The organism is Polaromonas sp., from assembly GCF_012927455.1.
GTDB lineage: Bacteria > Pseudomonadota > Gammaproteobacteria > Burkholderiales > Burkholderiaceae_C > Polaromonas.
Genome location: NZ_JABBPE010000002.1, coordinates 533,812 through 551,990 on the forward strand (window position 1 = coordinate 533,812; position 18,179 = coordinate 551,990).

Annotated in this window: 17 protein-coding genes and 1 riboswitch; of the genes, 8 read left to right on the forward strand and 9 right to left on the reverse strand. The window is 61.5% G+C overall.

Features of this window, described 5'->3' with window-relative positions; all coding sequences use genetic code 11:
* Position 1: 1 nt before the first annotated feature.
* The 6 genes from HHJ18_RS03050 to HHJ18_RS03075 form a co-directional block, all read right to left on the reverse strand.
* Positions 2-1,039 carry an iron ABC transporter permease gene (locus HHJ18_RS03050; RefSeq protein WP_296911394.1) on the reverse strand — a complete coding sequence of 346 codons (1,038 nt, stop codon included), beginning with the start codon at positions 1,037-1,039 and terminating at the stop codon, positions 2-4.
* Complete coding sequence (locus HHJ18_RS03055) at positions 1,036-1,902, reverse strand: ABC transporter substrate-binding protein (protein ID WP_296911395.1); 867 nt, start codon at positions 1,900-1,902, stop codon at positions 1,036-1,038. The genes HHJ18_RS03050 and HHJ18_RS03055 overlap by 4 nt, the downstream gene beginning before the upstream one ends.
* A complete protein-coding gene (gene cobU, locus HHJ18_RS03060) occupies positions 1,899-2,504 on the reverse strand; it encodes a bifunctional adenosylcobinamide kinase/adenosylcobinamide-phosphate guanylyltransferase (RefSeq protein ID WP_296911397.1) in 606 nt (201 codons plus the stop codon). Before cobU ends, HHJ18_RS03055 begins: the two co-directional genes overlap by 4 nt.
* On the reverse strand, positions 2,497-3,348 hold the full coding sequence (locus HHJ18_RS03065; RefSeq protein ID WP_296911399.1) for a cobalamin-binding protein: 852 nt from the start codon (positions 3,346-3,348) through the stop codon (positions 2,497-2,499). The genes cobU and HHJ18_RS03065 overlap by 8 nt, the downstream gene beginning before the upstream one ends.
* A complete protein-coding gene (locus HHJ18_RS03070) occupies positions 3,341-4,690 on the reverse strand; it encodes a cobyrinate a,c-diamide synthase (protein ID WP_296911401.1) in 1,350 nt (449 codons plus the stop codon). The genes HHJ18_RS03065 and HHJ18_RS03070 overlap by 8 nt, the downstream gene beginning before the upstream one ends.
* A 98-nt stretch (positions 4,691-4,788) precedes the next feature.
* Complete coding sequence (locus HHJ18_RS03075; protein ID WP_296911403.1) at positions 4,789-6,669, reverse strand: TonB-dependent receptor; 1,881 nt, start codon at positions 6,667-6,669, stop codon at positions 4,789-4,791.
* An 84-nt stretch (positions 6,670-6,753) separates the two neighbouring features.
* A riboswitch (cobalamin riboswitch) is annotated at positions 6,754-7,045 on the reverse strand.
* A 44-nt stretch (positions 7,046-7,089) separates the two neighbouring features.
* Here HHJ18_RS03075 and HHJ18_RS03080 point away from each other — a divergent pair.
* The gene (locus tag HHJ18_RS03080; protein ID WP_296911405.1) at positions 7,090-7,338 is read left to right on the forward strand and encodes a DUF904 domain-containing protein; all 249 of its coding nucleotides are present in this window, start codon (positions 7,090-7,092) and stop codon (positions 7,336-7,338) included.
* Positions 7,335-7,682, forward strand: coding sequence for a cell division protein ZapA (locus HHJ18_RS03085; protein ID WP_296911407.1), 348 nt, complete (start codon positions 7,335-7,337; stop codon positions 7,680-7,682). Before HHJ18_RS03080 ends, HHJ18_RS03085 begins: the two co-directional genes overlap by 4 nt.
* 373 nt (positions 7,683-8,055) lie before the next feature.
* On the opposite strand, the gene HHJ18_RS03090 is transcribed toward HHJ18_RS03085, so the two are convergent.
* The gene (locus tag HHJ18_RS03090; RefSeq protein WP_296911409.1) at positions 8,056-8,400 is read right to left on the reverse strand and encodes an antibiotic biosynthesis monooxygenase; all 345 of its coding nucleotides are present in this window, start codon (positions 8,398-8,400) and stop codon (positions 8,056-8,058) included.
* Between the two features lie 148 nt (positions 8,401-8,548).
* Positions 8,549-9,073, reverse strand: coding sequence for a ribonuclease E activity regulator RraA (rraA, locus tag HHJ18_RS03095; RefSeq protein ID WP_296911411.1), 525 nt, complete (start codon positions 9,071-9,073; stop codon positions 8,549-8,551).
* 341 nt (positions 9,074-9,414) lie between these two features.
* Between rraA and HHJ18_RS03100 the strand changes: the two genes are divergently transcribed.
* The 6 genes from HHJ18_RS03100 to HHJ18_RS03125 all read left to right on the forward strand — a co-directional run bounded on the left by HHJ18_RS03100 (position 9,415) and on the right by HHJ18_RS03125 (position 16,330).
* On the forward strand, positions 9,415-9,876 hold the full coding sequence (locus tag HHJ18_RS03100; protein WP_296911413.1) for an SWIB/MDM2 domain-containing protein: 462 nt from the start codon (positions 9,415-9,417) through the stop codon (positions 9,874-9,876).
* A 411-nt stretch (positions 9,877-10,287) separates the two neighbouring features.
* Positions 10,288-11,298: an ABC transporter permease subunit gene (locus HHJ18_RS03105; protein ID WP_296911415.1), complete on the forward strand. Its 1,011-nt coding sequence runs from the start codon at positions 10,288-10,290 to the stop codon at positions 11,296-11,298.
* On the forward strand, positions 11,295-12,194 hold the full coding sequence (locus tag HHJ18_RS03110; protein ID WP_296911417.1) for an ABC transporter permease subunit: 900 nt from the start codon (positions 11,295-11,297) through the stop codon (positions 12,192-12,194). The genes HHJ18_RS03105 and HHJ18_RS03110 overlap by 4 nt, the downstream gene beginning before the upstream one ends.
* A gap of 284 nt (positions 12,195-12,478) precedes the next feature.
* Positions 12,479-13,510: an ABC transporter ATP-binding protein gene (locus HHJ18_RS03115; protein ID WP_296911420.1), complete on the forward strand. Its 1,032-nt coding sequence runs from the start codon at positions 12,479-12,481 to the stop codon at positions 13,508-13,510.
* The gene (locus HHJ18_RS03120) at positions 13,507-14,538 is read left to right on the forward strand and encodes a peptide ABC transporter ATP-binding protein (RefSeq protein ID WP_296911421.1); all 1,032 of its coding nucleotides are present in this window, start codon (positions 13,507-13,509) and stop codon (positions 14,536-14,538) included. Before HHJ18_RS03115 ends, HHJ18_RS03120 begins: the two co-directional genes overlap by 4 nt.
* Positions 14,539-14,680: 142 nt before the next feature.
* A complete protein-coding gene (locus HHJ18_RS03125; RefSeq protein WP_296911423.1) occupies positions 14,681-16,330 on the forward strand; it encodes an ABC transporter substrate-binding protein in 1,650 nt (549 codons plus the stop codon).
* 121 nt (positions 16,331-16,451) lie between these two features.
* On the opposite strand, the gene HHJ18_RS03130 is transcribed toward HHJ18_RS03125, so the two are convergent.
* Positions 16,452-18,146 (reverse strand): thiamine pyrophosphate-binding protein, encoded by a 1,695-nt coding sequence (locus tag HHJ18_RS03130; protein WP_296911424.1) that lies wholly within the window; start codon positions 18,144-18,146, stop codon positions 16,452-16,454.
* Between the last annotated feature and the right edge of the window lie 33 nt (positions 18,147-18,179).

The window sequence follows — 18,179 nt, forward strand, 5'->3', positions numbered from 1 at the left end:
ATCACAAACCGGCCCCGCGTCCGCTGCCGCGAGCGCTGCTGCGGTGCATCAGCCAGAGCAGATAGCTGCCGCCCAGCACGGCGGTGAGCACGCCCACCGGCAACTCTTGTGGCGCCACCAACCAACGCGCCAGAATGTCGGCGGCCGTCAGCAGCACCGCGCCCATCAGGCAGGCCAGGCCAATCAGCCGGCCGTGCGTGGTTTTGACGACCGAGCGCACCAGGTGCGGCGCGGCCAGGCCGACAAAGGCAATCAGCCCGGTTTGCGCCACCGCCGTGCCGGTGGCCAACGCCAGCACCGCCACCAGCGCAGCGCGCATCTGCGGCAGCCGCAGGCCCAGGCTTTGCGCGGTGGCCTCGCCCAGCGCCAGGCCATCGAGCACATGGCTCAGCATCACGGCGGCCAGCAGACAGGCCGCAAAGGCGGTCGCCATCACGGCGCAGGCGGCCCAGCCGACAAAGCCGGTGCTGCCGAGCATGAAAGACTGCATCGCCTGCAGGACGTCGGGGCTCATGAGCAGCAGCAGCGCCGTGATGGCACCCAGCACCACGCCCACAATCACGCCAGCCAGCAACAGGCGCAGCGTGTGCTGCACCCCCTTGGCCAGCAAAAGCGTAAGCAGCACGGCCAGCACGGCGCCAACGAAAGCGGCGCCGGTCAGGCCGATACGCGCCACCCAGTGGGTGGCCAACGGCGACACGCCAAACAGCACCATGGCCACCGCCACACCCAGCGAAGCGCCCGAAGCGCTGCCCAACAAATATGGATCGGCCAGCGGGTTGCGAAACAGGCCCTGGGCCACAGCGCCGGCCAGGCCCAGCAAGGCGCCGGCCAGCCAGGCACCGAGGGTGCGCGGCAGGCGAATCTCCCAAACGATCAACAGCGCCTGCGGGTCGCGCTGCAGCTTCAGCACGCTGTCAAAACCGGTGCTGCCGACGCTCACGCCCAGCAGCAACAGCGCCGCGCTGGCCAGCAGCAGGCCGCCGGCCAGCCAGAAGGCTTTGCGGTGCTGCTTGTGATGGGCCAGAAACAGGCTCATCGCGCTTTGTCTTGCAGGCACCTGGCCATGATGCGAGCTGCCTCGTCCATGCGCGGGCCGGGGCGCACCAGCACCTCGGACTCCGCCACGCCAAACACGCAAATACGCTGCTCGCGCACCGCTTTGATGCTCGACCACCCCGGGTACGGCACCATGGTTTCCATGCTGCGGTTGCCGATCATGATCAGGTCCGGGTTGGCGCGCACCACGAACTCGGGGTTGAGCCGGGGAAAGGGCCCGAGCGCAGCCGGCACGACGTTCTTCACGCCCAGCCGCGTCAAGGTTTCGCCAATGAAGGACGACTCGCCAGCGGCATAAGGGCCGCGGCTGACTTCAAAATACACCCGCGTGTTTTTGGCTTGGGCTGAGAGCGATTGCGCCGCCGCCGACATGCCGCTGTCGATGCTGCGCCACAGGCGCTCGGCGCCCTGCGCTGGCGCAATAGCCAGTAGCGCACCCAGCCGGTCCAGCACACGCCTGACATCGGCGTGATTTTTCGGCTCCAGCGCCACCACCTTGATGCCCAGCGACTCCAGGCGCAGGCCGGCGCGCGAGGACGTGGCCAGCAGCACCACATCGGGCTTGAGCGCCACGATGCCTTCAATGTTCGGATCGAGCCCGCCACCCACCACCGGCAGGCTGCGCACGCTGGCCGGGTAGTCGGAGTAGCGGTCCACCCCGACCAGGCGCTGGCACTGCCCGAGCGCGCAAACGCTTTCGGTCAATGAAGGCAGCAGGCTGACGATGCGCTGCGGGGTTTGCGCAAACGTGACACGGATGTGGCGATCGTCAGTCAATTCAAGAGCGCCCGCGGCCGGCAGCGCCGCCAGGCAAAACAGCCAGAGCACCAGCGCTTTTTTCATGGCGGGCCTTTCAGGGTCAGCGGCAAACCGGCCGCCATGAAGGTCACGCGGTCGCAGACTTTTGCCACGTCCTGGTTCAGCCGCCCCAGTGCGTCGACAAAGGCCCGCGTCTCGCGCCCGAGTGGAATCACGCCCAGCCCGATCTCGTTGCCGACCAGCACGACAGGGCCGTCCGTCTTTTCAATTGCTATTAAAATAATAGCTGCTTGCGCCCGTATATATTGGGCTAGAGGCATATTTAATGCTTTTTTGTGGTCATTTTCGAGGTTTTCCGCAGGCATCAGCAGGTTGGTCAGCCACAGGGTCAAGCAGTCAACGACGACCAGGGTGTGCGGCTGGCTGTGCCGCAGCAGGGCCTGCGCCAACTGCAAGGGCTCTTCGACCGTCTGCAAGCCGGGCGCGCGTTCGGCGCGGTCTTGTTGATGGCGCGCAATGCGTTCGCGCATTTCATCGTCCCACGGCTGGGCCGTGGCAATCAGCACGGCCCGATGGTCTGGCGATTGCGCCATCCAGTCGCAAGCCAGCGCTTCGGCGCGGCGCGACTTGCCGCTTTTCTGGCCGCCGAGGATGAACTCGCTACGGGCGACCAGCCGCTCAACCATGAGCCATGCTCCAGTCCATCACGATGCGGTGCAGCTTCTCGACGCCGTCGGTCAGTGCCGCCGGCCCGGGCTGCAAAATCTCGGACGACTTGATCTCGAACAGCTGCTTGTTTTTGATGGCAGGCACGTTCTCCCAGCCGGGCCGCGCGGCAACCAGTTCGGGCCGGAATTTCTTGCCGCACCAGGACCCAAAAATGATGTCAGGCGCGCGCCTGACAATCTCCAGGCCGTCGGCAATGATGCGGTCCTTGCCCATCGGTTCTTTGGCCAGTTCGGGAAAGCAGTCGTCGCCGCCGGCAATGCCGACCAGTTCTGACACCCAGGCAATACAGCTGATGTGCGGGTCGTGCCATTCCTCGAAAAACACGCGCGGGCGGCGCTTCAGCGCGCTTGCCGCCTGCTCAATCGCCAGCAGCCGCTGCTGCATGGCCTGAATCAGCGCCATGCCGCGCCCCGCCTGCCCGACCATCGCGGCGAGCTGGTACATCATGGAAAAAATTTCGGCCACGCTGCGCTGGTTGAAGATGGTGACTTGAATTCCCTTCTTGACCAGCTGCGACGCAATGTCGGCCTGCAAATCTGAAAAGCCGATGACGCAGTCGGGCCGCAAATCGACAATCTTGTCGATCTTGGCGCTTAAATAGGCGCTGACTTTGGGCTTTTCTTCGCGCGCGCGCGGCGGCCGCACGGTGTAGCCCGAAATGCCGACGATGCGCCGCTCTTGCCCCAGCAGGTAAAGCCACTCGGTCGGTTCCTCGGTCAGGCAGACGATGCGCTGCGGGCCATAAGCAACGCTGTCTTGGCTAGCCGCCAGCGAGCGCCAGTCGCTTGATTTGTCAGTCATGGCTGTCCTTTAAAAACAGGCGCGCCGCAGCGGCGGGATTGGATGCAAACCAGGCGTGAAAATAACTGGCCCGCAGCGAATTGGTCGGGCCGGACACATAAAGCGCCTCGCCCTCGCCCCGCAAGGCGCGCCCCGGCGCCGCCTGAGTGCGCGCAGCTGCCTGCAGCGGCGTGGCACAAGTGGAGTAGTGAAAGGTGTGGCCGCGCAAGCTCCCGCCCGCCACGTCCAGCTGCTGCGGACCCAAGGCAGCCAGGCGCTTTTGCATCGTCACGCTGCCGGGCAACACGCCCCACATCGGGGTGCTATTGCCATCAACGCTGGTCAACTGATCGAACAAAGCCATCATGCCGCCGCACTCGGCCCAGACCGGCTTGCCGGACTGGACGTGATGCACGATGCTGGCTTTCATGGCGGCGTTGGCGGCCAGGGTTTGCGCATGCAGCTCGGGATAGCCACCGGGCAGCCACAAAGCATCGCAAGGCGGCAGCGACGCATCGGCTAACGGCGAGAAATAAGCCAGCCGAGCGCCCATGGCCTGCAGGCAATCCAGATTGGCGGCATACAGAAAGCAGAAAGCCGCGTCGCGCGCTACCGCAATGGTCTGGCCTTGCAAGGCACGTGCCGGAACGCCTTGCCCTGGCGCATCAGCGGCGTCGAAAGTGACTGCCCATGCTTGCAGATCATCAGCTGTCATTTGCCCGAATTTTGTATCTGCCAGCGCATCGGCCGCCGCATCAAGGCGCTGCAAGGCATCGCCAAGCTCCTGGTCCATGACCAGGCCCAGATGCCGCTCAGGCAGCGTGAAGGCGGCGTCTCTCATCAAGGCGCCCAGCCATTGCGCCGGACCCCGCAAACTGTCTTCAAGCATCGCCGCATGGCCTTGCGACGCGACACGGTTGGCCAGCACACCGGCAAAACGCAAGCCTTCACGGTAGTGCTGCAAGCCCCAGGCTAGCGCGCCAAAAGTACCCGCCATGGCGCTGGCGTCGATCACTGCCAGCACCGGCAAGCCAAAGCGCTGCGCCAGGTCGGCCGCGCTCGGCTGCCCGTCAAACAAACCCATGACCCCTTCAACGATGATGAGGTCGGCCTGCTGCGCCGCCTCATGCAGGCGCTGCGCGCAATCGGCTGCCCCGGTCATCCACAAGTCGAGCTGGTGCACCGGCGCGCCACTGGCCAGCGCCAGCCAGTACGGGTCCAGAAAATCGGGCCCGCACTTGAAGACGCGCACGCGCCGGCCTTGGCGCGTGTGCAGACGCGCCAGCGCGCAGGCGACTGTGGTCTTGCCCTGGCCTGAGGCGGGGGCGGCGATGAGGATGGCGGGACAGTCAATGGTCAACACAAGCAGCTTTCAAGGGCGCAGCCGATGCACACGGCCAGCAAAACTCCCACTGGCCGCACAGTGCGCGCGCCCGATGGGGTCACAACCTGATGCGGCCCTTACTGCTTGGGGGTCCAGGTCACACCCACGTAAAGGCTACGCGGCTGTTGGTTGTAACCGTAGACCGTCTGGTACTTTCGATCAAAGGCGTTGTCAAGGCGCGCCTTGAGCATTAGCTCGGGTGTTAGCTTGTAGGCGCCCGAAAGATTCACCAGCGTGTAAGAGCCCAAAGTAGTGTTCACCGACTGGAAGGTGTTCACGTCGGTGTAAACGTCCGGGCGCTCGCCGCTGTATTGCAAGTCTGCATTGACCCGGAATGCGCCCATGGGCTGCGATACCCCGAGCGACATCAGCGTGCTGGCGCGGCGGTTCAGCCGCTGCTGGGTGACTTCATTGACGGGGTCTTGCAACGTGAGACTGGCCCGCAAATCCGTCTGACCCACCAGTCCCTTGTAGGACAGTTCCAGGCCATCGTTGCGCGTGCGGCTGATGTTGGCAAACGTAGAGGCGGCTTGGTCGAAGTCAAGCTGGTCTTTGATCCGGGTGTCAAAGTAGGTGGCGCGCAGCAGATGCCCTTCCCGTTCGTATTGCAGGCCCACTTCTTTGCTGCGTGCCAGTTCCGGCTTTAGCTGGGGGTTGCCAAAGCCGGGGGCAAACAGATAGCCGAGCGGCGGCGCGTTAAATGCAGTTGAGGCGCTGGCAATCAACTTGAGCTGCTCCGTAATCGGATAGCCGTAGCCAATATATCCGGTGCTTTCCTTCAGCTCACCGACTTTGTCGTGGCGCACGTTGAGCTGCAGGGCGCCTGGGCCCACTTTCCCCTCCACGCCAGCAAACACCGCTGTTGCGTTGCGTTTTTGGTCATAGGCCGAGTCAAACGCCGACGTGGTGGTGGTCTCCACGCGTTGCCGCTGCTGCTCCAGTCCACCGGTCACTATCCAGTCATTGCCCAGCGCCAGGGTGTTGACCCAGTTCAATACACTGGCGCGGGTCCTGAAAGTGGCGGTCGAGCCAAAAGCGCCGTCGTCAAAGAATCGGCTCTTGTCAGACTGCTCGCTCAGCGACAGGCGGCTGCGCCAATTGCCAAACGTGTTGTCGGTGAATACCGTGACTTGACCCAGGCGAGTTGTCGAGTTCTGAACATCGGTGGGTGCGCCAAACGCATTGTCATAGGCGACTTCGCCAGTGGACTTGAACAATTTGATGCCAAAGTTGTGATCTTTCGACAGCTTGTGCGTGGCAGACAGATTGACAGAGGTGTTGGCGTAGCCGTCTGCATCGGGGTTAGCGCCGGGTTGCTGCGCTGGGTTGAGGGCCGAAAACCCGTCGGTTTTGATGCCTGACAGGGTGGCGCTGAATGAGGTGTCGCCGAGGCTGGCGCTCACACTGCCCGACAGCTTTTTGAAGGCCCGTGGCCCTAATTCCAGCGACACCGCAGCGGACGGGGCGCGTGAACCGGTTTTGGTGAAAATCTGAATCACGCCGCCGATAGCGCCCGAGCCGTAAATGGCCGACACATTTCCGCGCACAATTTCAACCCGTTCAATGCTGTCAAGCATGATGTGCTCAAGACTTACCGCGCCCGAGGCATCCTGCTTGTTTTGCGCAATGCCATCAATCAACACCAGCGTCTGCAGCGCCGCAGCTCCGCGCACGAAGATGCTTGACGTGGTACCGATGCCACCGTTTTGGGTGCGCTGCACACCCGACTCCCGCTGAAGCAACGTGACCAGATCGGTGGCCTGAGACCGCTCAATATCCTCCCTGCTGATGACCGTGGTGTGCGGCAAAGCGGCGCTCAACAGCTGCTCGTTCCGCGTTGCCGTCACCACCGTTTCGTGAAGCTGTGGCGTGGCTTGGGTTTGTGAAAAAGACGGAAATGCCGCCGCTAAAGCCAGTGGCAGCAAAGCCAGGCGCAGGTTGGAAGTACAGATTTTCATGAGTTCAAACGATCAACAAAATGCCCTCACCGGCTTCCCCGCCAGTGCATGAGCGTTACGAACGCGCCAGTTCTTCAATAAAACGAGCGCGATCACCTTGTTGGCCGGTATCCGGGCTGACGGAACTGCTCTCATCGCCTTCCCAAGCGCGTGTTCAAGACGCTCAGTGGCGAGTGATGAAAGCTGAATGCGTCCTTGAGTGTTACGTCAAAGAAATGGCATTCGTCCGTTTACCGTTGCGGGGGCAGCGCAGGTTAAAAATCGCAGCGTTAGCGGTCAGGGTAAACCCGGTCCGGATGGCTTTGACTTCCTCCTGCTTCCCGTTGAACTGCAGTGTGTGAACCACACGGCGAGCACCAACAGGCGAGATTCTACGCGGCTGGATGGGCGGCCTGGCAGCGCCCCTACAATTGGGCTGCCATGTCGAACCCAATCCAAATCGAGCAGATCACCGAACGCGTTGAGCGGCTTTTGCTGCGCTACGAGGAATTGCAGCGCACCAATGCGCTGCTCACCGACCAGGTCAGCGTACTCACCCACGAGCGTGATTCACTCCAGTCTCGGCTGAGTGCTGCGCGCTCGCGTGTCGAGGCCTTGCTGGAGCGCCTGCCTGACAGCAGCGCCAGTAGCACGCAGCCTGCCAAAACCTCTTCAGGAACTGGGCGATGAAACAGCTTGAAGTACAAATCATGGGCCAGAGCTACTTGCTGGGCTGCCCCGAAAACGGCGAGACGCGCTTGCAGGATGCGGTCAGCAAGGTCGACGCGGCCATGTGCAGGATCCGCGACGCCGGAAAAGTCAAGGCACGTGACCGCATCGCGGTGCTGGCCGCCCTGAACCTAGCGTTTGAAGTCCCGGATCGCAGCCTTACCGACACGCCAGTGCCGGCTGCAGCACCGTCCGGATCGCCTGCAGGCCCCGTCACGGCGCCCGACGAAGCGACGCAAGCTCAGCTGGCGGCGCTGCTGCAGCGCCTGGACACCGCCCTGCATATTGACGGTCGCCTGCTCTAACCCATCAAGCGCGGTATTACGCGCTGTTGCATCTCGTGGCGGGCTGCAAGGGCATACAATAAAAATGTCTGCGATGCGTATTGGGCTTTATATTTCCTTGAACCAATGCTCCACGAGCACGGGCTTGGTAAATTGTCCGGCAGGTGTGATCGTCTCGCGTTAGACGAACCCGAAACCGGACTGCCCTCGCCCACCTGAACCCCGGTTCAGGATGACGGTCCAGTGGCACTCGCAGACACCTTACTTTGCGCTTCACCGCGCGTTCTTGTCGCTGCTGCTGGATGCTGGCAGCAGCACCCAGCAGCACCACCACCCCTGTTCACAAGCCCGCACACTGGGGCCCCCTTAGCAAAGCCAGACCTCGCCGCGCGTTTCAGCCGTGTACTTGGCGTGAATCGACGGGTGCCTGGTCGCGTTCGTTCATGCCGTAGTCGCGCATCACCCCGGCAATTCGCAAGCGGTAGTTTTTGAACATGCGCGTGCGACCTGCCGTTTGCGCGGCACGGTGCGCCTCCAAATTGCGCCAGGCCTGCAAACAGGACTCGTCGCGCCAGAACTGCAGCGACAGCAGTTTGTCGGGCTCGGTCAGACTCTGAAAACGCTCGATGGAGATAAAGCCGTCCATCCTAAGCAGTTCGGCTTTCAGTTCGGCGGCCCACTTCAGGTAGCCCTCGCGATGGGCCGGTTCCGGCCAGACTTCGAAAATAACCGTGATCATGGTGAAGCTCCTGGTTCAAGTGATTCGTCCCGGCATCCAGCGGATCTGAAAGCCAAACCATCCATCAATTTTCCATAAAAACATGCTGTAACCCTTTTGGGACGGTCGTAAGTAGCTATTCTTTCCATAGCAATCCAACCCAGGCGCCCTAAGTAGCCAGCGGCGCGGGCATCACGACAATGCCGTCTTCATCGGCATAGAGCCAGTCACCCGGACGTATCCAGACGCCCTGAATCTGCAGCGCGACGTCGCGCAGGCCCGGCTGCCTTCTGTCGGTCGGCAAAGGCATGGCGGCCAGCGCTCGTATGCCGGTGTGGCACAGCGCCAATTCGGCCACGTCGCGCACGCAGCCATCGACAACGACACCGGCCCAGCCGTTGTCTGCAGCCGCGGCGCCCAGCTTGCCGCCCAGCAACGCACGGCGCAGGGAGGCGCCGCCGTCCACCACCAGCACGCGGCCGTCGCCGGGCGATTCGACAGCGGCCTTGACCGGCGAGTTGTCTTCAAAGCATTTGATGGTCACTACCAGACCACTGAATTTTGCAAGCCCGCCAAAGTTCTTGAAGACCGGCGGAAGCACCCTGAACTCGCCTGAACTGTCGTTCTTGTGGTCGTCGCAGAGATCGCAGGTAGCGAACGAAACGGCGGCGCTTTGACTAACGGTTGAGGTCATTTTTAAGTGACTTTCTTGGTGGTTGATGGGCCATTTTGCCTGCAGTCGCAGCGTTGAGCGGGCGCCTTGAATTTCTCTGCACACTTCGCGGCACGCCGCGAAATGCCTCTTTTCTGACTGCATTTTTTGTCAGCAAGCGCCTCATTGGCGGCCCGCAAATGCGTCACACCGTGGCGCTCGTTCATGTTTTTTGGATTCTCAGAGGTAAATCTGCAACATCAACACGCAAATAAAGTGCGTTTTAGCTATGAAACTGCGTTTTTCTCCAGTAGCATCCGCATTGCCGTAAGGAAGTAGTTATCCGTGCGGTGATTTATCAACTTCTAGAAGGAAAATCAATCATGGCAACTGCGAAAAAAGCACCGGCAAAAAAAGCGCCCGCTAAAAAGGCTGCTCCGGCAAAGAAAGTAGCTGCAACGAAAGCAGCTCCAGCGAAGACGGTAGCGGCTAAAAAGGCAGCGCCTGCAACAAAGGTAGCCGCGAAGAAAGCAGCTCCCGCCAAAAAAGTTGCAGCCCCAAAGGCAGCAGCAGCCAAGAAAGTGCCTGCCAAAAAGCGCACGCCCAACGCAGCGTTCATGAAAGCGCTGACATTGAGTCCGGCATTGGCGGCGGTGGTGGGCGACAAGCCCTTGCCACGTACGGAAATTGTCAGCAAGCTGTGGGTTTACATCAAAGCCAAGGGCCTGCAGGACAAGATCAACAAGCGCATGATCAACGCCGACGAAAAACTGCGTGCCGTCTTCGGCAAGGCGCAGGTGTCGATGTTCGAGATGGCTGGCCTGATCGGCAAGCACGTCAAATAATCGGTTTTTACCGATGCCCCAAAAGGCCGGCATCCCCGGCCTTTTTTTATTTCCTTCCTGCCAACACCGGGCCAAGAATCGACCCGAAGCCGTCTTCTGCACACTCAGGAGAGAAGCTTGATTCATATCAAAGTCGCGTGATATTTTCTAAAGCGACACGGGTAATTCCGGAGGCGGCAGCAGCCAAACAGGCAAAACTTGACCGCTTCGTTGCTAAGATTAAAAATGCGCTCAGTACTGCCCCAGATCAGTCTGGCCAGACTTACCAGCACAATAATTTCGCTCACTGATGCACAAAAAAAACGACGTCGCAAAGATTTTTTTACACCATCGATGTCGCCTTGCCGATGGGTTTTCCACAACGCGCTTCAATGCCTTGCAAGCCAGCACCTGTTCGGTCGCGCCGCGATAATGTTGCGTTTTATCTTTACCCGACTGAGCCTGATCATTCCCACCTTTTTGGGCATGACATTGCTGGCTTTTTTCCTGATACGCATGGTGCCTGGCGACCCCATCGAGACTCTCGCGGGCGAGCGCGGCATCGACCCAATCCGTCACGCGCAGCTGCTCAAGGAGTTCGGCTTGGACCAGCCGGTGCTGGTGCAATACGGCATCTATATTGGCCGGGTGCTCAAAGGCGATCTGGGCAAGTCCATGATCACGCAGGAACCGGTGCTGAACGAGTTCTTGACACTCTTTCCCGCCACCATTGAACTGGCCCTGTGCGCCATCATTTTTGCCCTGCTGATCGGCATTCCGGCCGGCATTCTTGCGGCCGTCAAGCGCAACTCGATACTCGATCACGGCGTCATGGGGGTCTCCCTGACGGGCTACTCGATGCCGATTTTCTGGTGGGGCCTGCTGCTGATCCTGCTGTTTTCGGTGCAGCTGGGCTGGACCCCGGTGTCGGGCCGCATGTCGGTGCAGTATTTCATCGAGCCAACCACCGGATTTTTGCTGATCGATTCATTGCTGTCGGACGACAAAGGCGCCTTCTGGTCGGCCGCCTCGCACCTGATCTTGCCGACGATTGTGCTGGGCACCAATCCTCTGGCAGTTATTGCGCGAATGACGCGTTCGGCGATGCTGGAGGTGCTGGGCGAAGACTACATCCGTACCGCGCGCGCCAAGGGGCTTTCCAACCTGCGCGTGGTGGCCATACATGCCCTGCGCAATGCGCTTATTCCAGTGGTCACCGTGATTGGCCTGCAGGTCGGCGTGCTGTTCACCGGCGCGATCCTGACCGAAACCATTTTCTCGTGGCCCGGCGTCGGCAAATGGCTGATCGAAGCCATTAGCCGGCGTGACTACACCGTATTGCAGGGCGGCATCTTGTTGCTCGGCGCCATCGTCATGGCCGTCAATCTGCTGGTAGACATCACCTACGGCATCATCAATCCACGTATCAGGCATCAGCGATGAGCACGGTCACCTTGAAAACCAGCAATCCACCCGCGCCGCCGCATCCGTTGCGCGAGTTCTGGAGTTACTTCAGCGCCAACAATGGCGCCGTCATGGGCTTGATCATTGTGGTCGCGGTGCTGCTGGTGGCGTTGTTTGCACCGGTGCTGGCGCCGCACGCCCCCAACATCACCAACAACGCCGTGTTTCTCAAGCCACCGGCCTGGCAGACCGGCGGATCGTGGACCTACCCCTTGGGCACTGATGCCATTGGCCGGGACATCTTGTCGCGCCTGATGTACGGCGCCCGTCTGTCGCTTGTCATCGGCCTGGCCGTGGTGGCCTTGTCGGTGCTGGTCGGCACTGTACTGGGCTTGCTGGCGGGGTATTTCCGCGGCATCTTCGAGATTGCCGTGATGCGCATGATGGACATCATCCTGACGCTGCCCAGCCTGCTGCTGGCCATAGTGATTGTGGCCATTCTGGGCCCCGGGCTGATGAACGCGATGCTGGCGGTCGCCATCGTCGTGCTGCCGCATTACGTGCGCATCACCCGCGCTGCGGTGATTCTTGAGGCCTCCCGCGACTACGTCACCGCTGCACGCATGAGCGGCGCTGGCCGCATCCGGCTGATGTTCAGTGAAATTTTGCCCAACTGCACGGCGCCGCTGATCGTGCAGGCATCGCTGGGCGTCTCCACCGCCATTCTGGACGCCGCGGCATTGGGCTTTCTGGGTCTGGGTGCCCAGCCGCCTTCGCCCGAATGGGGCACCATGCTGGCCGACGCCAGAGAATTTGTACTGCGCGCCTGGTGGGTGGTCACCTTTCCCGGTCTCGCAATTTTGATCACTGTGCTGGCCTTCAATTTGCTGGGCGACGGACTGCGTGATGCGTTCGACCCGAAGCTGAAGCGATGAACACAATCGACACGCACCCGATGAACCTTTTCGCAAGTAACAGCACGGATGCGGCTTTTCCGGGCCGCAGGTGTTGCCCCCAGCGGGGTAACCAGTATCACGCTGCTGGGCGACAGACTGCGTGATGCGTTCGACACCAAGCTAAAACGATGACCACGATCGCCACGCACCCAATGAACCTCTTCGCAAGTAACAGCGCGGAACCGGCTTTGCCGGGCCGCAGGTGTTGCCCCCAGCGGGGGGATCCGGCTACACGCAGTGAGCCGAGAAGGGGGAGGATTTAGATGCTTCTTGAAATCGAAAACCTGTCCGTCGAGTTCCCCTCGCAAAACGGCGTGATGCATGCCGTTGACGGCATCAGCCTGTCACTCGAAGAAGGCGAAGTACTCGGCATCGTTGGCGAATCGGGCTCCGGCAAAAGCGTCACCATGATGGCCCTGATGGGCCTGGTGGCCTATCCGGGCCGGGTCCGCGCCGACAAACTGCGCTTTGCCGGCCATGACCTGATGACGCTGTCGGCGCGCGAGCGCAACCAGCTCACAGGCAAAGACGTGGCGATGATTTTTCAGGATCCCACCACCAGTCTGAACCCCTGCTTCACGGTCGGTTTCCAACTCACCGAAACGCTGCGCCTGCATCTGGGCATGGACCGCAAGGCCGCCACGCGCAAGGCCATCGAACTGCTGGAGCAAGTCGGCATCCCGGCGCCGGAAAGCCGTTTGAAGTCTTACCCACACCAGTTGTCGGGCGGCATGAACCAGCGCGTGATGATTGCCATGGCGATTGCGTGCAACCCCAGGCTGCTGATTGCCGATGAACCAACCACGGCGCTGGACGTCACCATCCAGGCGCAAATCCTGGACTTGCTGCGCAGCCTGCAAAAAGAGCGCGGCATGGCGCTGGTGCTGATCACCCACAACATGGGCGTGGTGTCTGAAATGGCCCAGCGCGTGGCCGTCATGTATGCCGGCCAGATTATGGAAGAACAAAGCACCCACGCGCTTTTCAACACGCCGCAACACCCGTACACCGAAGCCTTGCTGTCCGCCCTGCCCGAGCGCAGCGATGGCAGCGCACGCCTGGCGACGATTCCCGGCATGGTGCCGGGCCTGTATGACCGGCCAAGCGGGTGCCTGTTTGCGCCGCGCTGCGCTTATGCCACCGAGCATTGCGCCAACGAGCGCCCGCCGCTGCGCGCCTGGCAGCCCAAACTGCAGGCGGGTGGCATGGTGCGCTGCCACTATCCGCTGGGCGACCCCGGTCGGGAAGCGGCGATGCTGCTGGGCAAGCCCCTGATGCAGGAGGCAGCGCTATGAACGCGCCCCACAACACCGCCCTGCCGGCCACGCGCGCCCCCGGGTTTTCAGGCCAGGCCGTGGTCGAGGCCAAAGACCTGAAGCGTGTCTATGAAATTCGGCGCGGCTTCATGCGCGCTCCCGATCACCTGCAGGCCGTCGGCGGGGTTTCCTTTACCGTCCATGCCGGCAAGACGCTGGCCGTGGTGGGTGAATCGGGTTGCGGCAAATCCACGCTGGCACGCATGGTCTCGCTGATTGAAACTCCCACCGGGGGCCAGTTGCGCATCAAGGGCGTCGATGCCGTCAACGCGCCACCCGACGAACGCATGAAGCTTCGCAAAGCGGTTCAGCTGGTGTTCCAGAACCCCTATGGGTCGCTCAATCCGCGCAAGAAAATCGGCGCCATTCTGGAGGCGCCGCTGGAAATCAACACCGCCTTGACGGCGACCGAGCGTGCAGCCAAGGCGCGCGCCATGCTTGCCATGGTGGGCCTGCGCCCCGAGCACTACCACCGTTATCCGCACATGTTCTCGGGCGGCCAGCGCCAGCGGATTGCCATTGCGCGCGCACTGATGCTCAACCCCACCCTGGTGGTGGCGGACGAACCGGTGTCGGCGCTCGATGTATCGATTCAGGCGCAGGTACTGAACCTGCTGGCTGACCTGCAGCAGTCCATGGGCCTGGCCTATCTGTTCATCTCGCACGACCTGGGCGTGGTGCGCCATATTGCCCATGATGTGCTGGTGATGTACTTGGGCCACACGGTAGAGCAAGGCGAAAAAGGCGCTCTCTTTGCGCAACCCCTGCACCCTTACACCCAAGCCTTGTTGGCGTCCACGCCCGGCCTGGCCGGCAGCACGGGTGTCAAGCAGCGCATCGTGCTCAAGGGCGAGCTGCCCTCGCCGCTCAACCCGCCTACCGGCTGCGTCTTTTCGACCCGCTGCCCGCACGTCACCGAGCGCTGCCGCGCCGAACGGCCCAAGCTGCGCGAAGTTGCAGAGCGCCAGGTTGCGTGCCACTATGCTGAAAATTTCATCATTGCCTGAGGGCAAGCCGTGCCTGCCCGCATCCATGCCAGTCCCGTTTTTCAATGACCAGCGAGCGCACACCATTCGTGCTGCGCCAACTGGCCGCAAGCCCGCTGCATTGCAGCATTTCCCTCTCCCGTAGACCCAAGGAGTTTCTCAAATGATTCAGACCCAACCCGTCAAAAGCCCAAGTTCCAGGCGCTTGCGCCCGATCCAGCGCGCCTTGCTGTGCGCTGTAGCCCTGCCAGCGCTGCTGGCACTTTCGCCAGCAGCCGCCAAGACGTTGGTGTTCTGCTCTGAAGGCAGCCCGGAGAACTTCTACCCCGGCGTCAACACCACGGGCACCTCGTTTGATGCCAACGAGCCGATCTACAACGGCATCGTCAACTTTGAGCGTGGCGGCACCAAAGTCATACCGGGTCTGGCCGAGAAGTGGGAAATTTCTGCCGACGGCAAGGAGTACACCTTTCACCTGCGCAAGGGCGTGAAATGGCACACCACCAACAAAAACTTCAAACCCACCCGCGACATGAATGCCGACGATGTGCTGTTCATGTTCGAGCGCCAGTGGAAAGAAGACAATCCTTTCTACAAAGTCACCAGCCCCAATCACTCCTACTTCAGCGACATGGGCATGCCCAAGCTGTTGAAGTCGGTGGAAAAGGTAGACGCCAACACCATCAAGATCACGCTGAACCAGCCTGAAGCACCGTTCCTGGCCAACCTGGCCATGCCGTATGCGGCAGTCCAGTCCAAGGAATATGCCGACGCCATGCTCAAGGCCGGCACGCCGGAAAAGCTTGACCAGGACCCTATCGGCACCGGCCCGTTCTACCTGGTGCAGTACCAGAAAGACGCCGTCATCCGTTACAAGGCCTTCCCCGCTTATTGGGGTGGCAAGGCCAAGATTGACGACCTCGTCTATGCAATCACACCGGACGCGTCGGTGCGCTGGGCCAAGCTGCAAAAGGGCGAATGCCATGTCATGCCCTACCCGAATCCGGCTGACCTGGAAGCGATCCGCAAGGACCCTAATATCGTGGTGCTGGAGCAACCCGGCCTGAACGTCGGCTACATGGCCTACAACACGACCAAAAAGCCGTTTGACGATGTGCGCGTGCGCAAGGCCATCAACATGTCCATCAACAAGAAAGCCATTGTTGACGGCGTTTACCTGGGCACCGGCGTTGCCGCCAAGAACCCGATTCCGCCCACCATGCCGGCCTACAACGACGCCGTCAAAGACGACGCCTACAACCCTGAGGCCGCCAAGAAATTGCTGGCCGAAGCCGGTTACCCCAATGGTTTCACTACCGATCTGTGGGCCATGCCGGTGCAGCGCCCTTACAACCCGAATGCCAAGCGCATTGCCGAACTGATGCAGGCTGACCTGGTCAAGGTCGGTGTGAACGCCGAGATCAAGAGCTTTGAGTGGGGCGAGTACCGCAAGCGCCTGCAGGCCGGCGAGCACCAGATGGGCATGCTGGGCTGGACCGGCGACAACGGCGATCCGGACAACTTCCTGTACACCCTGCTGGGCTGCGCGTCGGCACAGTCCAACAGCGGCAGCAACATCGCCAAGTTCTGCTACAAGCCCTATGAAGACATCGTTCTGAAAGCCAAAACCGTGACCAGCCCGGCTGAGCGAACCAAGCTCTACCAGCAGGCGCAGGTGATTTTCAAAGAGCAGGCGCCGTGGTTCACCATCGCCCATGCGGTGCAGATCAAGCCGGTGCGCAAGAACGTGATCGACTTCAAAAACAGCCCCTTCGGCCGCCACAACTTCTACGGCGTGGACATCAAGGAATAAGCTTTCGCGAGTTTGAAGCAAAAAAGGCCGGGCTAACCTCGAGTTAGTCCGGCTTTTTTGCGTTTTTACCTATCAAATAGGCCCCAAGCCCAATGAATACGGGCGCAAAAAGCTATACTTTTTATAGCAACCGCTGCAGCGCATTTTGCGTGATGGCAGACAGGGTGGTGCGCGTGGAGATGACTTCCGGGTCCAGCGTCACCTCAATCAGCGTGCCTTCCTTGCGCTCCAGCGCGGCCAGCAGTTCCGCTTCAAACTGCGCGGTGTGCGTGATGCGCACGCCGGCATAGCCGTAGGCGCGTGCCAGCGCGGCAAAGTCCGGGTTGTTCAGGTGGGAGCCGCTTGAATGCTGCGGATACTCCCTTTCCTGGTGCATGCGTATGGTGCCGTACATGCCGTTGTTGAGCAGCACGATGATGCTTTTGGCGCCGTGCTGCACGGCCGTCGCCAACTCCTGGCCGTTCATCAAAAAGTCGCCGTCGCCGGCGATGGTGAAGGCCAGACGGCCGGTGGTGATAGCCGCTGCAATGCCCGCCGGCACGCCATAACCCATCGCGCCCACGGTGGGCGCCAGCTGCGTCTTGTGTCCCTTGACCAGTCCGTGGTGCCGGTAAAACCGGTGCAGCCAGCTGGCAAAATTGCCCGCGCCATTGGTCAGCACCGCGTCGGCCGGCAGGTGCTTTTGCAGCAGGCCGACGATGGCGGGCATGTCGATATCGCCGGGCAGCTGTTGTGGTTCGAGGTTGGCCAGATAGTCTTCGTTAGCAGAGGCCGTCCATGCCTGCCACGGCACGTCCGGCGGCGCCGTCAGCACTTCCAGCGAACGGGCGGCGGCATTCATGGTGGCGTGAATGGCCAGATCGGCGAGGTAGACGCGGTTCAGCTCTTCAGCGCTGGCGTGAATGTGCACCAGCTTCTGTCTGGGCCTCGGTGCTTCCAGCAGCGTGTAATTGCCGGTGGTCATCTCGCCCAGACGCGGGCCGATGGCGATGATCAGGTCGCTGGCCTTGATGCGCGCCGCCAGTTTGGGGTTCAGGCCAATGCCCACATCACCCGCATACAGCGGGTGAAAGTTGTCAAAGGTATCCTGAAAGCGGAAGGCATTACCGACCGGCAACCGCCAGTTTTCGGCAAAGCGCTGCAGCGCCTGCGCCGACTCGGGCGTCCAGCCGCCGCCGCCGGCAATGATGAACGGGCGCTCCGCTTTCAATAGCATCTCGCGCAGCGTGCGCAAGGAGCCGGGGTCACTCCAGGCCTGAACCGCGTCGACGCGGGGCAAGGGTGTGGCTTCGGTCAGCTGGGTCAGCATGTCTTCGGGCAACACCAACACCACCGGCCCGGGCCGGCCGTTCATGGCCGTGGCAAACGCGCGCGCCACGTATTCGGGGATGCGGTCCGCGTCATCAATGCGCTCGACGCGCTTGGCAAAGCCTTTGGTGCTGGGGCCAAAAAAGCTGGAATAGTCCACTTCCTGAAAGGCCTCTCGGTCGCGGCAATCGCTGGCCACATCGCCAACCAGCAGCAGCATCGGTGTCGAGTCCTGAAACGCCGTGTGCACGCCGATGGAGGCGTTGGTGGCGCCCGGCCCGCGCGTCACCATGCACACCCCGGGCCGCCCTGTCAGTTTGCCGTGCGCCTCGGCCATGAAGGCCGCGCCGCCCTCTTGGCGACAGGTGATGAAATCAATTCTGTCGCGGCGTGCGTAGAGGCCGTCTAGCACCGCCAGATAGCTTTCGCCGGGAACGCCGAAAGCATGTGTCACGCCTTGAGCCAAAAGGCAGTCAACAAGAAGGTGGCCGGCGAGTTGTTTGGTCATGCGGCATATTGTGCCGCTACGCCGGCTAGCAGG